The following is a 13,893-nucleotide window of genomic DNA, read 5'->3' on the forward strand; positions in this document are numbered from 1 at the left end:
AACCTCGAGTCGAGGTTCAGCTGAGGGCCGGGTTCGTCGAGCGTTGCTCCCCGCGGACCCGCGGAACGGCGTCCCCCGCGCCCGCCAGGGCCCCGCTCAGGCGACCCAGTCGGCGAGCAGGTCGCCGAACACCGCGGGGTCCTCGCCGCGGTCCCAGAACGCCGTCGCGAGCCCGACCGCCGTGGCCCCGACCTGCAGCAGATCGTGCACGTCGCTCCCCCGCCGGACGCCGCCGACGCCGACGACGTCGACGGCGTGCGGGAGCGCCGCCCGGAGCTGCGCGACCTGGCCGAGCACGATCGGCTTCATCGCCCCGCCCGAGACCCCGCCGAAGCGCACGTCGAGCGCCGGCCGGCCGTCCGGCCGCAGGGCCAGCCCGTTCGGGAAGGTGTTGCACGAGACCACGAAGCGCGCGGTCGACGCGCCGACCGCCGCGGCCACCTCGGCGAGCAGCACCGGGTCGGCGAGCGGCGAGAGCTTCACCCCGACCGGGACGCTCGCGTCCGCCGCCGCGGCGACGCTCGCCGCGACGAGCGCCGGGTCGAACGAGGCGATCCGCTTCTGTGCCCCGTCGTCCCAGACGTTCGGGCAGCCCAGGTTGAGCTCGACGAGGTCGGCCCCGCCCGCGGCGGCGAGCCCGGCCAGCTCGCCGTACTCGCCCGGCGCGAACCCCGCCACCGAGACGACGAGCGGCTTGCCGCCCGCGTGGGCCAGCTCGGCCATCCGCGGCAGCTCCTCGCGCAGCTGCGCGGCCCCGCGGTTGGGCATGCCCAGCGCGTTGACGGCGTAGCCCTCGCGCGAGGCGTACACCTCGCCGCCGTTGCCGGCCCGCTCCCCCAGGGTGTACGAGCCGACGGTGACGGCGGCGACGGCCGAGCGGGCCAGGCGCGCCACCTCGTCGAGCGTGCGCGCCGTCCCCGCCGCGTTCAGCAGCGGGTGCTCGAGCGCGACGCCCGCGAGCGTGCGCCCGGGACCGTCGGCCGCGGGGCTCACGCGCCGAGCTCCTGCAGGGCGACCACGCCCGGCTCGGACTCGCGGGCCGCGGCGATCGCCTCGACCGCGGCGTTCGCGGCGGCGACCGTCGTCAGGCACGGGACGCCCGCGGTGATCGCCGCGCGGCGGATCGCGTAGCCGTCCGTGCGCGCGCCCGAGCCGGTCGGGGTGTTGAGCACGAGCGCGACCTCGCCCGAGGCGATCTCCGAGACGGCCGTCGGACCGTCGGCGTCGCGCAGCTTCGAGACCAGCTCGCACGGCAGGCCCGCGCCGACGATCGCACGCTGCGTGCCCTCCGTCGCCGCCAGTCGGAAGCCCTCCTCGTGGAAGCGCCGGGCCACGCGCAGGGCCTCGGCCTTGTCGGCGTCCGTCACCGAGATGAACACGGTGCCGGCGCTCGGCAGCGGCGAGCCCGCCGCCGCGGAGGCCTTCGCGAACGCGGACGGGAAGTCGTCCGCGACGCCCATGACCTCGCCGGTCGAGCGCATCTCCGGTCCGAGCAGCGCGTCCGAGCCGACGAAGCGGTCGAACGGCAGCACCGCCTCCTTCACCGCGACGTGGTGCAGGCCCTCGATCCCGTCGCGGCCCGGCAGGTCCAGGTCCGCGATCCGCTCGCCGAGCATGATCCGCACGGCCATCTTCGCCAGCGGCACGCCGATCGCCTTCGAGACGAAGGGGACGGTGCGCGACGCCCGCGGGTTGGCCTCGATGACGTACAGCTCGTCGCCGTAGACCGCGAACTGGATGTTGATCAGCCCGCGCACGCCGAGCTCGAGCGCGATGCCGCGCGTCTGCTCGCGGATGCGGTCGACCATCGCCGTCGAGAGCGAGAAGGGCGGCAGCGCGCAGGCCGAGTCGCCGGAGTGGATGCCGGCCTCCTCGACGTGCTGCATGATGCCGCCGACCCACACGTCGTCGCCGTCGCAGAGCGCGTCGACGTCGACCTCGATCGCGTTCTCCAGGAAGCGGTCGAGGAAGATGTCGCGGCCGTGCGTCGTGTCGGCCTCACGCACGAGGTAGTCGCGCAGGCCGTCGACGTCGTAGACGATCTCCATCGCGCGGCCGCCGAGCACGTAGGACGGGCGGACGAGCAGCGGGAAGCCGACCTCGTCCGCCGCGGCGATCGCGCCGTCCAGGTCGCGGGCGGTCGCGTAGGGCGGCGCCTGGAAGCCGAGCTTCGCGAGCACCTCGCCGAACGCGCCGCGGTCCTCCGCCCGGTCGATCGCCTCGACGCTCGTGCCGAGGATCGTCACCCCGGCGTCCTGCAGGCCCTGCGCCAGGCGCAGCGGGGTCTGGCCGCCGAACTGGACGATGACGCCCTCGGGCCGCTCGACCTCGATGACCCCGAGCACGTCCTCGAGCGTCAGCGGCTCGAAGTACAGCCGGTTGGACGTGTCGTAGTCCGTCGAGACCGTCTCGGGGTTGCAGTTGACCATCACCGCGTCGCGGCCCGACCCGCGGACCGTCATCGCGGCGTGCACGCAGCAGTAGTCGAACTCGATGCCCTGGCCGATGCGGTTGGGGCCGGCGCCGAGGATGACGACCGAGGCGTTGTCCCCGCGGTCGACCTCGTGCCGCGGGCCGTCGGGGCCCGGGCGCTCCCAGCCGGAGTAGAAGTACGGCGTCTCGGCGGCGAACTCGGCCGCGCAGGTGTCGACCGACTTGTAGGTGCGGACGAGCGTGGCGTCGCCGGACGGCGTCGGGTCGTCGCCGAGCGCGATCCGCCGGAACTCGTCCAGGTACCACGGGTCGATCTTCGTCGCCTCGTGCAGCTGGGCGTCCGTCGCGCCGCGCCGGATCGCCTCGAGCAGCACGTCGTAGCGCTCCGTCCGCGGCTCGCGCAGGCGCTCGACGAGCTGCTCGACCGTCGCGTCGTCGGCGATCTGCGGCCGGGCGTCGAGCTCGCGCGAGCGCAGGGCCTTCGCGAACGCCTGCCCGAACGTGCGGCCGATGGCCATCGCCTCGCCGACGGACTTCATGTGCGTCGACAGGCGCTCGTCGACGCCGGGGAACTTCTCGAACGCGAACCGCGGCCACTTCACGACCACGTAGTCGATCGTCGGCTCGAAGGCGGCCGGCGTCGCGCGGGTGATGTCGTTCGTGATCTCGTCGAGCCGGTAGCCGACGGCCAGGCGGGCGGCGATCTTCGCGATCGGGAAGCCGGTGGCCTTCGACGCCAGGGCGGAGGAGCGGGAGACGCGGGGATTCATCTCGATGATGAGGATCTCCTCGGTCTCCGGGTTGACCGCGAACTGCACGTTCGACCCGCCGGTCTCGACGCCCACCGCCCGGATGACGGCGATCGCCTGGTCGCGGAGCTGCTGGTACAGCCGGTCGGTCAGCGTCTGCTGCGGCGCGACGGTGACGGAGTCGCCCGTGTGGACGCCCATCGGGTCGATGTTCTCGATGGAGCAGACGATGACGACGTTGTCGCCGTTGTCGCGCATGACCTCGAGCTCGTACTCGCCCCAGCCCAGGACGGACTGGTCGACGAGCACCTGGCCGATCGGCGAGGCGTCGATGCCGCCGCGGACGATCTGCCGGAACTCGTCCTCGGTCCGGGCGATGCCGCCGCCGCGACCGCCGAGCGTGAAGGCCGGGCGCACGATCGCCGGCAGCCCGGTCGTCGCGAGCGCCTCGGCGATCTGCCGGTCGATCTGCTCCTGCGGCAGCTTCGCGCCGTCCGCCGCGTCGTTCTCGCGGCCGCGCACGATCATCGACGCGGGCATCTTCAGCCCGGCCTTCGCCATCGCCTGCGCGAACAGGTCGCGGTCCTCGGCGCAGTTGATCGCGTCGTAGTTGGCGCCGATCAGCTCGACGCCGTACTTCTCGAGCGTGCCGTCCTCGTGCAGCGCCTTCGCCAGGTTCAGCGCCGTCTGCCCGCCGAGGGTCGGGAGCAGCGCGTCGGGGCGCTCCTTCGCGATGATCTTCGCGACGGGGCCCGGCAGCAGCGGCTCGACGTACGTCCGCTCCGCGAACTCCGGGTCGGTCATGATCGTCGCCGGGTTCGAGTTGACCAGGACGACCTCGAAGCCGTCCTCGCGCAGGACCTTGCAGGCCTGGGCGCCAGAGTAGTCGAACTCGGCGGCCTGTCCGATCACGATCGGGCCGGAGCCCAGGATCATGATCCGGCGGATGTCGGTGCGGCGCGGCATCAGGCGGTGGTCTCCGGCTGGTCGTTGGCGGGGGTGTCCGGGAGCGCGGCGCCAGCGCGGGCGGCGGCGGCCTCGCCGGTCTGGCGGTTGACGTCCGCGAGGGACGCCCCGTCACCGTGCTCCCGGATCCGGTCGAGGAAGCGGTCGAACAGGTAGCTCGCGTCGTTCGGGCCCGGCGCGGCCTCGGGGTGGTACTGGACCGTGGCGGCGTTCGCCTCGGGCAGCACCAGGCCCTCGACGGTGCGGTCGTACAGGTTCAGGTGCGAGAGCTCGGCGGGGCCGAAGTCGGTGTCCCACCGCACGGGCTCGTCGCCCTCGATGCGGCCGGTGCCGTCCGGCGTCTGCACCGCGAAGCCGTGGTTCTGGCTCGTGATCTCGACGCGTCCGGTCGTCAGGTCCTTCACCGGGTGGTTGCCGCCGCGGTGGCCGAAGGGCAGCTTGTACGTCTCCAGGCCGACGGCGCGGCAGAGCAGCTGGTGGCCCATGCAGATGCCGAAGACCGGCTTCTGCCCGAGCACCCCGCGGATCGTGTCGACGACGTGCTCGACGGCGCCCGGGTCGCCGGGGCCGTTCGCCAGGAAGACCGCGTCCGGGTCGCCCGCGAGGACGGCGTCGGGGCCGTCGGACAGCGGGTGCAGGCGCACCCGCGCGCCGCGGGCGACGAGCTCGTCGACGATGGAGCGCTTGATCCCGGTGTCGATCGCGGCGACGAGCGGCCCGTCGACGTTCTCGGCGCCGACGACGTGCGCCTCGGCCGGCGTGACCGTGGACGCCAGGTCCTGCCCGGCCATCGCGGGCTCGGCCTGGACGCGGGCGAGCGCGTCGGCGTCGGGGGTGCTCGCGGCGAAGAGCCCGCCGCGCATCGCGCCCTTGTCGCGGATGTGGCGCACGAGCGCCCGGGTGTCCACGCCCGAGATCGCCGGGATCCCGTGCTCGGTCAGCCAGGACAGCCAGCCCTGCTCGGCCCGCGGCGCGTCGTCGCGGTCGACGGCCTCGCGCATCACGACCGCGCGGGCGTGGATGCGGTCGGACTCCATCGCCGCGGCGTGCACGCCGTAGTTGCCGATGTGCGGGTACGTGAAGACGATGAGCTGCCCCGCGAAGGACGGGTCGGTCACCGACTCCTGGTAGCCGGACATGCCGGTGGTGAAGACGACCTCGCCCGTCGGACGGGCCGCGTCCTCCAGATCGGCGCCGCACGAGACGCCGTCGAATCGGGTGCCGTCCTCGAGCAGCAGGTAGGCCGCGGCGGCCCGGGTCTCCGTGGTCATCGGATCAGCTCCTGGATCGACTTGAACTGCGGGGCCCGGGCGTCGCCCGTGAGCTCCAGCAGGATGCTCTCTGTGGTGCCGACGAGCGCGCCGGCCCGTGCCACGCGCGTGAGGCCCGCCTCGCGGTCCTCGGCGGTGCGGGAGCCGACGGCGTCGCCGGCGACGTGGACGACGAGGCCCTGCCGCAGCAGGTCCAGCGCCGTCGCCTGGACGCACACGTGCGCCTCGATGCCCACCAGCACGACGCGGTCGCGGCCGGCCAGGTGGAAGCCCTCGGCACGGGCGCCGGAGAAGACGGTCTTCGCCAGGCGCGGGGTGCCCTCGGGCAGGACGTCGACGACCTCGGCGATCGTCCCGCCGAGCCCCTGCGGGTACTGCTCCGTGACGACGACGGGCAGGCCGAGGAGGGCGGCGCCGCGCACGGCGCGGACGGTGCGCTCCGCGACCCGCGCGAAGCCGTCGACGTGCTCGCGGAACGCCTCCTGCAGGTCGACGACGACGAGCGCGGTGCGGTCCGCCTGCAGCGCGGACAGGGCGTGCGGCTCGCTCATGCGGCGTGGACGGCGAAGTGCCGCTCGCGGTAGGCGACGGAGCCGTCGGCGAGCGTCAGCAGGACGCGGCCGTGGACCCGGCGGCCGTGGAAGCAGCAGTTGGAGGACTTCGACTCGTAGCCGTCCTCCCCCACCGTCCACTCGCGCTCCAGGTCGACGAGGCAGAGGTTGGCGCGCGCGCCGACCGCGACGGTCGGCGTCGGCAGCTCCATGAGCGCGGCGCCGCCGATCAGCCGGTCGACGACCGTCGCGAGCGACAGCACGCCCGGCCGCACGAGCCCGGAGTAGACCGCGGCGAACGCGCTCTCCAGGCCCGTCGTGCCCATCGGCGCCTGCTCGAACGGCAGCTCCTTCTCGTGCCGCGCGTGCGGGGCGTGGTCCGTGGCGATCGTCTCGATCGTGCCGTCGCGCACGGCGTCGATGAGGGCCTGGCGGTCCTCCTCGAACCCGAGCGGCGGGTTCATCTTCATCGACGTGTCGAGGTCGCGGACGTCGTCGTGCGTGAGCAGCAGGTGGTGCGGCGACGCCTCGCCGGACACGCGGAACCCGCGCGCCTTCCCGGCCCGCAGGGCGTCGACGGACGCGACGCAGGAGAGGTGCTGGAAGTGCATCCGGCCGTCCTCGTAGCCGGCGATCTCGGCGTCGCGCGCGACCATCGTGGCCTCGGACAGCCACGGCACCCCGGCGATGCCCAGCCGCGCGGAGACGCTGCCCTCGCGCATCGCGCCGCCGGCGGACAGCGACGGGTCCTCCTCGTGCAGGGCGATCACGCCGCCGCACAGCCGCTGGTACTGCAGCGCCTTGCGCAGCACCCCGGCGTCGGTGACGGGGCGGCCGTCGTCCGTGAAGCCGACGGCGCCGGCCTGGCGCAGCTCGGCCATCTCGGTCAGGTGGGTGCCCTCGAGCCCGCGCGTGATCGCGGCGGTGAAGCCGACCGGCACGCGGGCCAGACGCGAGGCCAGGTCGCGGAGCGACCCCAGCAGCGAGCTCGAGTCCACGACCGGCGAGGTGTTCGGCATCGCGACGACGGCGCAGTAGCCGCCGGCGGCCGCGGAGCGGGTCCCCGTCTCCAGGTCCTCCTTGTGCTCCTGCCCCGGCGTGCGCAGGTGCACGTGCGGGTCGACGAAGCCGGGGAACAGGTGCAGGCCCGTGCCGTCGATCTCCTCGGTCTGCTCGCCGGTGGGCTGCAGGCCGCCGGGCTCGCCGATCGCGGCGATCAGCCCGTCGCGGACGAGCACGTCGTGCGGGGCGTCGATCCCGGCGCGGGGGTCGAGCACGTGGACGCGGCGCAGCAGGACGTCGGCGTCTGCCGACGGCGCGCGCACCAGGGGATCGAGGCTCATGCGGACTCCGGGGTCGGGGCGGGCTCGTCGGCGGACGGGGCGGCGGGCGGGGCCGTGGGCCCACCGCCGGCGGCGAGGACCTCGTACAGGACCGCCATGCGCACGAGGACGCCGGCGCGGACCTGGTCGAGGATCAGGGACTGCGGGCCGTCGACGACGTCGCCGGCCAGCTCGACGCCGCGGTTCACCGGCCCGGGGTGCATCAGCAGCTGGCGGGCGCCGAGACGATCGGCGTCGATCTGGTACGCCCGGGCGTACTCGCGCAGCGACGGCACGTAGGCCTGCTTCATGCGCTCGTTCTGCATCCGCAGCGCGTAGACGACGTCCGCGGAGCCCAGGCCCGACAGGTCGTAGCGCACGTCGCAGCCGAGCACGCCGAAGTCCTGCGGGATCAGCGTCGGGGGGCCGCAGACGGTCACCTGCGCCCCCATCGTCTGCAGCGCCAGCACGAGCGAGCGGGCCACCCGGCTGTGGCGGACGTCGCCGACGATCCAGACGTTCAGGCCGTCGAGCGTGCCGAGGCGGCTGCGCAGCGTGTAGACGTCGAGCAGCGCCTGCGTGGGGTGCTCGTGCTGGCCGTCGCCGGCGTTGACGATCGCCGCGTCCGTCCACTGCGTGACGAGCTTCGAGGCCCCCGCCCAGGGGGTGCGGACGACGATGGCGTGCGGGCGGTGCGCGGCCAGGGTCTGGACGGTGTCGCGGAGCGACTCGCCCTTCTCGACCGACGAGCCGCTCGCCGAGAAGTTGACGACGTCGGCCGACAGGCGCTTCGCGGCGAGCTCGAAGCTCGAGCGGGTGCGCGTCGAGCTCTCGTAGAAGAGGTTCAGGACGGTGCGGCCGCGCAGGGCGGGGACCTTCTTGATCGGCCGGTCGGCGACCTCGGCGAAGGTCGCGGCGCGGTCGCACAGCCGCTCGATGGCGGCCCGGTCGAGATCCTCGATCGACAGCAGGTGCCTCATGCGGCCTCCCCGGTCGGCGTCCCGCCGCGGTGGATGGCGACCTCGTCGCGGCCGTCGTGCTCGCGGACGCGGACGTTGACCCGCTCCGCGGTCGACGTCGGCAGGTTCTTGCCGACGTAGTCCGCGCGGATCGGCAGCTCGCGGTGCCCGCGGTCGACGAGGACCGCCAGCTGGACGCGACCCGGGCGGCCGTAGTCGAAGAGCGCCTCGATGGCCGCGCGGATCGTGCGACCGGTGAAGAGCACGTCGTCGACGAGGACGACGGAGTGGCCCTCGAGCGGGATGCCCTCGAGGTGGGTGGCGTGGATCACCGGCTCCTCGGTCCGGGTCGACAGGTCGTCCCGGTAGAACGCGATGTCGAGGTCGCCGAGCGGCACCTCGCGGTCGAGCAGCGCGCTCAGGCGCTCCTGCAGTCGGCGGGCCAGGATGGCGCCGCGGGTGTGGATCCCGACGAGCACGAGGGCGGCGGGGTCGGGGTGCCCCTCCACGATCTCGTGGGCGATGCGCGCGAGGGTGCGCGCCATGTCGTCGCCGTCGAGGACGGTCGTCTCTGCGGTCATGCGTCTCCTGTCGTTCCGGCCTCGCGGGACCGGGTTAACGAGCGGACGGGAGGCTAGCAGCGTCGTCGGCGTCGCCCTCGGGATCGTCGAGGGCGCGCGCCGCCGCGTCGTCGCCGCCGGGGCGCGCGGCGCGGCCGGCGCCCGCGTGCAGCACGGGATCGCCGCGTTCGGGGAACGGCACGTCGACGACGTCGAAGTCCCGCGGCATCACGGTGTGCTCGAAGGTCTCCCGCGCCTCGGCGAGCGCCTCCGTCGGCCGGTGGCGCGCCGACAGGTGCACGAGGGCGAGCAGCCCGACCTCGGCCTCGGCGGCGAGCGCCGCCGCCTGCGCCGCGGTCGAGTGGCCCGTCTTGCGGGCGCGCGCCGCGTGCTCGGCCGTGAACGTCGCCTCGTGGACGAGCAGGTCGCAGCGCCAGGCGGCCGCCCGCACCGCGTCGCAGGGGCGGGTGTCGCCCGAGACGACGACCCGCCGCCCGTAGCGCTTCTCCCCCATCACCTGCTCGGGCGTCACGTCGCCGACCGCCTCGCCGCGTTGCAGGCGCCCGAAGTCCGGCGGGTGCGTGATCCCGAGCGCCCGCGCGGCGTCGACGTCGAACCGCCCGGGCCGGTCGTCCTCGACGAGGGCGTACCCCAGGGCGGTGGCGCGGTGCTGCACGCCGAGGGCGTCGACGCTCCAGCCGTCGCGGCGCAGCTCGTCCCCAGGCTCCAGCTCGACGACCTCGAGCGGGTAGCGCACGCGGCCGAAGAGCGTCAGGAGCGCGTCGACGGCGGCCCGGGTGCCGACCGGGCCCGCCACCGTCAGCGGCCGCGCGCGCTCGCGTAGGTCGAACGTCTTCAGCAGCCCGGGGAGCCCCAGCCAGTGGTCGGCGTGCAGGTGCGTGAGCAGCACGAGGTCGAGCTCGACGAGGCCGCTGGAGCGCATGAGCTGGCGCTGGGTCCCCTCGCCGCAGTCGACGAGCACGTGCTCGCCGCCGCGCTGCACCAGGAGCGCCGGCAGCCCGCGGCGCGCGGTCGGGGCGGAGCCGCCGGTGCCGACGAAGAGGACCTCCAGGTTCACGGGCGTCGAGGCTACCCGGCCGGGGACCGCGGCAGCCGCCGCGCGGGCCCCGGGCGCGCCCGCTAGACTGCGGCGCGGATCGCTCGCGATCCCGTGTGCGCCCGTAGCTCAGTGGATAGAGCGCTTGCCTCCGGAGCAAGAAGTCGCAGGTTCGAATCCTGCCGGGCGCGTAGGACGAAGGCCCCGCCGCGGCGGGGCCTTCGTCGTTCCGAGGGCGGGTCAGCGCCGGGCGGCCCCGGCGCGCTCGAGCCGTCGCACGATCGCCTCGTCGGCCTGGTCGACCGTCGAGTCGTCGACGCCCACCCCGAGCAGCAGCGACACCGCGCGGCCCACGCGGGTCGCGCCGACGACCACGCGCAGCGGGATCACCGAGCCCCGGACGGTCGCCTCGGCGTCCACCGACACGTAGCGGGAGTCGCCCGCGCCGCGGGTCACGGAGCGCGTGTCCTCGCGGACGGACCGCACGTGCGTGCCGTACTCGACGCCGGCCACGACGCGCCGCACGATCGCCCCGGCGGCGCCCGCGATGCAGCGGCGCTCGCCGGGCGCCATCGCTGCGGCGTGACGGCGACGCGCCGCGTCCGGGGTCCGGTAGGCGAGCACGAGCTGGTGCAGGACCCGCTCGGACGCACGCTCCCGCACGACGAAGCCAGGATCCTCCGTGTCGGCGGCCGCGGCCTCGACGGCCCCGCGCAGGCCGGGGCACCCGACGCCGTCGAACTGGCCGACCGCGCCGCCGTCGTGGGTCTCCCATCCCTGTGGCAGGTCCCCCAGCCGCAGAGTGCCGGCGCTCGCCAGCGCCAGCAGGCGCCCGCCGCCGACCTTCGCGCGGACGGTCACGACGGATCGGCGGCCGCCTTCGGCGTCCGGGCCCGACGGCGGGCCGGCGCCGCCGCACCCCGCCAGCACCCCGCACACGACGAGACCCGCCACCCACGCACGCAGCATGCGTGCATCGTACGTGGCGGGCCGGCACCCCCTCAGCGACGGAACCGGATGGTCATCGTCGTGCTGGCGTTCGCCGTCAGGCGGCCGTCCGGGACGGCGACGAACACGCGGTAGCGGCCTTCCTTGCTGATGCGGACGCGGGTGGCGAACGTCGCGTAGGTCTGGCCGCCCTTCCGCGTGACCGACCCCTGGACGGTCCGCCACTTGTGGTTCGAGCTGCGCTGGACCGCGATCGGCAGGCCCGGGAGCGCGGGGTGGATCTTGCCCGCGAAGCGCAGGCGGCTGCCCCGGTTGACCGTCTTCGTCCGCACGGAGGCGTCGACGTCGACGAGCACGGACGAGGTCATGACCGGGCTGATCACCGGGTCCTTGCCCGCCGTGACGACGCGGTACTGGGTGTTGATCGCCGCACCGAGGAGCGGGAACGAGAACGCGCCCGTCTCCGTGGTGATCTGCGCGTTGCCGACGGTGGCGAAGCCGGCGGTGTAGGGCCACGGGTTGGCCTGCAGCTGGACCTGGCGCTTCGCCGCGCCCGTGCCGCCGAGGCTGCCCGTCACCGTCGTGGCCTCGCCGAGCGCGACCTCCGGCGGCGCGAGGGCGACCGAGAACCCGAGCGGCTGCTTCGGGGTGCGGAACGTGCGGTCGGCGCCGCGGACGGTGCCCGCCCGGCTGGAGGCGACGAGCCGGTAGTGGTACGTCGTGTTCGGGACGAGACCGCCGACGGGCGTCGTGGCGGCCACGGGGCTCGTGCCGCCGCCCGCGCTCTGCGGGGCGGTCTTCGTGCCGTACTTCGTCGTCGTGCCGAGATCGAACCGGTAGCGGGTCGTCGTGCCGCGCGGATTGACGCTGCCGGTGAGGACGGCGCTCTGCGGGGTGATCGAGCCGGCCAGGCCGGTCGACGCGCCGGGCTTCTCGGCGGCGGACGCGACGGCTGGCGCCGCGGCGAGCACGACGGCGCCCGCCAGGACGCCGGGGACGATGCGGTTCATGGGTGCTCCTCGGGGGATCCGGGGGCGCCCGCTCCCGGGCGCCCGTGGCGCGGCCGCGGAGCTCGCGGCCGTACGGGCACGCTAGCTCAGGGCGTCATCGCGGTGCGCCGGACGCCCGCGCGCCGCAGCAGCCCCACGACGTGGTCGTGCCGCCGCCCGACGCGGTCCAGGAACGGCGTCAGGTCGGGCACCGGCGCGGCGCCGTCCGCGTGCCGCTCGGCGCGGAGGATCGCGGCGGCGGCCAGGTCGTCGGCCGCGCAGAGGAAGGCCTCGCAGGCCCCCGGGAGCCGCAACAGGCGCGCGCGCCGGCCGGCCGGGTGGCAGAGGGCGGACGCCTGCGCGAGGGCACAGCGCGCCTGGAGCGTCGTCGCGGCGTCGTGCGCCGCCGCGACGGGCGGCAGCGCCGCCAGGCGCCGTCTCCGCTCGAGCAGGTCGGCGACCGTCCAGAACGGGTCGGGCACCGCGGCGGGCTCCATGGCGCGACCGTAGTCCGCGCCCCGGACGGAACCCCTCAGTTTGCAGCGACGATGCGGAGCTCGTGCCCCTCGGCGACGACGACGTCGCCGTCGTGCAGCTGGCGGCCGCGGCGGCCGTCCTCCTCGCCGTTGACGCGGACGAGCCCCTCGGCGAGCAGCACCTTGGCCTCGCCCCCGGAGTCGACCACGCCGGCGAGCTTGAGCAGCTGGCCCAGCCGGATCATGTCGCCGCGGATCTCGACGTCGCGCATCCGTCCCATCGTGGCAGGTCGCCCCGATGCGCCCTTCGCCGGCGCTCAGGCGTCCTTGAGCCGGATCTGGCAGGTTGGAGGGATCGCGCGCCCGACGCCTGTCCCCACCTCCGCCACCACCGGCGGGGCGTCCGGACGCCGCGACGCCGCAGGCGCGGCCCGCCTGTCGGGCCTGGACGGCCTGCGCGGCGCCGCGGCGGTCGGCATCGTCCTCGTGCACGTGTGGATGTACCTCGTGCCGGACCGCCAGGTCGCGAGCGGCACGCTGCTCGACCTGCTCATGGGGCAGCTGCGTCTGGGCATGCCGCTGTTCTTCGTGCTGTCGGGCTACCTGATCTTCCGTCCGTTCGCGGCCGCGGCGATCGAGGACCGGCCGCGGCCCCGGCTGGGCGTCTACGCGCTCCGGCGGGCCGCCCGCATCCTGCCGGCGTACTGGCTCGTGATCCTGGTCGGCTCCGCGGTGCTGGCGTGGGTGGGGCACACGCAGGCGCCGCCCGTCGAGCAGCTGCCGGTCTTCCTCGCCTTCCTGCAGAACTACTTCGAGGCGACCGTCGGACGGACGAACCCGCCGACCTGGACCGTCGCGGTCGAGGTGACGTTCTACGCCGCCGTGCCGCTGCTCGCGATCGCGCTGTCCGCCTGGACGCGGCGCCTGGGGTCGCCCGCCGCCCGCCGCCGCGTGCTCGTCGGCGCGTGCGTCGTGCTGATCGTCGTCGGCGCGGCCGTGCTGGGGCTCTCCGCGCACCTCGGCTGGGGCCGCGCGGTCCGGGACACCCTGCCGGCGCGGCTGGCGTCGTTCGGGGCCGGGATGCTCGTCGCCGTGCTGGCCCACGGACGACGGGTCGGGCCGCGCGCGGCCACCGGGATCGCGCTGGCCGGGCTCGCGCTGGTGGCGCTCGAGGCCTCCGCGCACGTGTGGCGGCTGGGGCCCCCGCTGCTGCGCGACCTGCTCGTCGACACGCCGGCCAGCCTGGGCTTCGGCCTGCTGGTGGCGTCGTTCGCGCTCGGCCGACCGCGCGGCGCGGTCGTGGTCGAGCGCGGACCGCTGCGCTGGTACGGCGACCGCTCGTACAGCCTGTACCTGTGGCACTTCCCGGTGATCTACGTGCTGCGGGCGATCGACCGCTGGCCCGCGGACCCGGCGGCGGCGCTCGTCCTGCCGCTGGCCGTGGCGACGGTGCTCGCCGTCGCCACGTGGCACCTGGTCGAGCGGCCCGCGATCGGGTGGGCCCGGCGGCGCACGCCGTCGCGGCCGCGGGTGCCGGCGGCGGTGCGCGCCGCGTCGGCGGACTGACCGCGCGCGGCGCCGGCCGCCCGCACGCTGCCCGGCTCGTCCGGCC

Annotated in this window: 13 protein-coding genes and 1 tRNA gene; 2 read left to right on the forward strand and 12 right to left on the reverse strand. The window is 75.1% G+C overall.

Annotated features, from left to right (window positions below):
- Window positions 1-96 precede the first annotated feature (96 nt).
- From J3P29_RS10800 to J3P29_RS10835, 8 genes are read right to left on the reverse strand one after another with little or no spacing between them, the layout of a single operon-like run.
- Entirely contained in the window at window positions 97-993 is an 897-nt protein-coding gene (locus J3P29_RS10800) for a dihydroorotate dehydrogenase (RefSeq protein WP_210493376.1), read from the reverse strand.
- Entirely contained in the window at window positions 990-4,148 is a 3,159-nt protein-coding gene (gene carB, locus J3P29_RS10805; protein WP_210493379.1) for a carbamoyl-phosphate synthase large subunit, read from the reverse strand. Before carB ends, J3P29_RS10800 begins: the two co-directional genes overlap by 4 nt.
- Window positions 4,148-5,419 (reverse strand): glutamine-hydrolyzing carbamoyl-phosphate synthase small subunit, encoded by a 1,272-nt coding sequence (carA, locus tag J3P29_RS10810; protein ID WP_210493381.1) that lies wholly within the window; start codon window positions 5,417-5,419, stop codon window positions 4,148-4,150. The genes carB and carA overlap by 1 nt, the downstream gene beginning before the upstream one ends.
- Window positions 5,416-5,970 (reverse strand): isochorismatase family protein, encoded by a 555-nt coding sequence (locus J3P29_RS10815; RefSeq protein ID WP_210493382.1) that lies wholly within the window; start codon window positions 5,968-5,970, stop codon window positions 5,416-5,418. The genes carA and J3P29_RS10815 overlap by 4 nt, the downstream gene beginning before the upstream one ends.
- A complete protein-coding gene (locus J3P29_RS10820) occupies window positions 5,967-7,313 on the reverse strand; it encodes a dihydroorotase (RefSeq protein WP_210493384.1) in 1,347 nt (448 codons plus the stop codon). Before J3P29_RS10820 ends, J3P29_RS10815 begins: the two co-directional genes overlap by 4 nt.
- A complete protein-coding gene (locus tag J3P29_RS10825) occupies window positions 7,310-8,272 on the reverse strand; it encodes an aspartate carbamoyltransferase catalytic subunit (protein ID WP_246851901.1) in 963 nt (320 codons plus the stop codon). Before J3P29_RS10825 ends, J3P29_RS10820 begins: the two co-directional genes overlap by 4 nt.
- On the reverse strand, window positions 8,269-8,832 hold the full coding sequence (gene pyrR, locus J3P29_RS10830) for a bifunctional pyr operon transcriptional regulator/uracil phosphoribosyltransferase PyrR (protein ID WP_210493385.1): 564 nt from the start codon (window positions 8,830-8,832) through the stop codon (window positions 8,269-8,271). Before pyrR ends, J3P29_RS10825 begins: the two co-directional genes overlap by 4 nt.
- Window positions 8,833-8,866: 34 nt before the next feature.
- Window positions 8,867-9,889 (reverse strand): ribonuclease Z, encoded by a 1,023-nt coding sequence (locus tag J3P29_RS10835; protein ID WP_210493386.1) that lies wholly within the window; start codon window positions 9,887-9,889, stop codon window positions 8,867-8,869.
- A 97-nt stretch (window positions 9,890-9,986) separates the two neighbouring features.
- On the opposite strand from J3P29_RS10835, the gene J3P29_RS10840 reads away from it, so the two are divergent.
- Window positions 9,987-10,059: transfer RNA gene (locus J3P29_RS10840), tRNA-Arg, on the forward strand.
- 49 nt (window positions 10,060-10,108) lie between these two features.
- Here J3P29_RS10840 and J3P29_RS10845 read toward each other — a convergent pair.
- From J3P29_RS10845 to J3P29_RS10860, 4 genes are all read right to left on the reverse strand, one after another.
- On the reverse strand, window positions 10,109-10,837 hold the full coding sequence (locus tag J3P29_RS10845; RefSeq protein ID WP_210493387.1) for a hypothetical protein: 729 nt from the start codon (window positions 10,835-10,837) through the stop codon (window positions 10,109-10,111).
- Window positions 10,838-10,869: 32 nt separating this feature from the next.
- A complete protein-coding gene (locus J3P29_RS10850; RefSeq protein ID WP_210493388.1) occupies window positions 10,870-11,826 on the reverse strand; it encodes a hypothetical protein in 957 nt (318 codons plus the stop codon).
- A gap of 86 nt (window positions 11,827-11,912) precedes the next feature.
- Window positions 11,913-12,302, reverse strand: coding sequence for a hypothetical protein (locus J3P29_RS10855; protein WP_210493390.1), 390 nt, complete (start codon window positions 12,300-12,302; stop codon window positions 11,913-11,915).
- Window positions 12,303-12,337: 35 nt separating this feature from the next.
- Window positions 12,338-12,553 (reverse strand): RNA-binding S4 domain-containing protein, encoded by a 216-nt coding sequence (locus J3P29_RS10860; protein WP_210493391.1) that lies wholly within the window; start codon window positions 12,551-12,553, stop codon window positions 12,338-12,340.
- Between the two features lie 55 nt (window positions 12,554-12,608).
- On the opposite strand from J3P29_RS10860, the gene J3P29_RS10865 reads away from it, so the two are divergent.
- Window positions 12,609-13,847, forward strand: a complete 1,239-nt coding sequence (locus tag J3P29_RS10865; RefSeq protein WP_210493392.1) for an acyltransferase — start codon at window positions 12,609-12,611, stop codon at window positions 13,845-13,847.
- Window positions 13,848-13,893: the final 46 nt, after the last annotated feature.

Origin of the sequence: Patulibacter sp. SYSU D01012 (genome assembly GCF_017916475.1) — a bacterium.
Taxonomy (GTDB): domain Bacteria; phylum Actinomycetota; class Thermoleophilia; order Solirubrobacterales; family Solirubrobacteraceae; genus Patulibacter.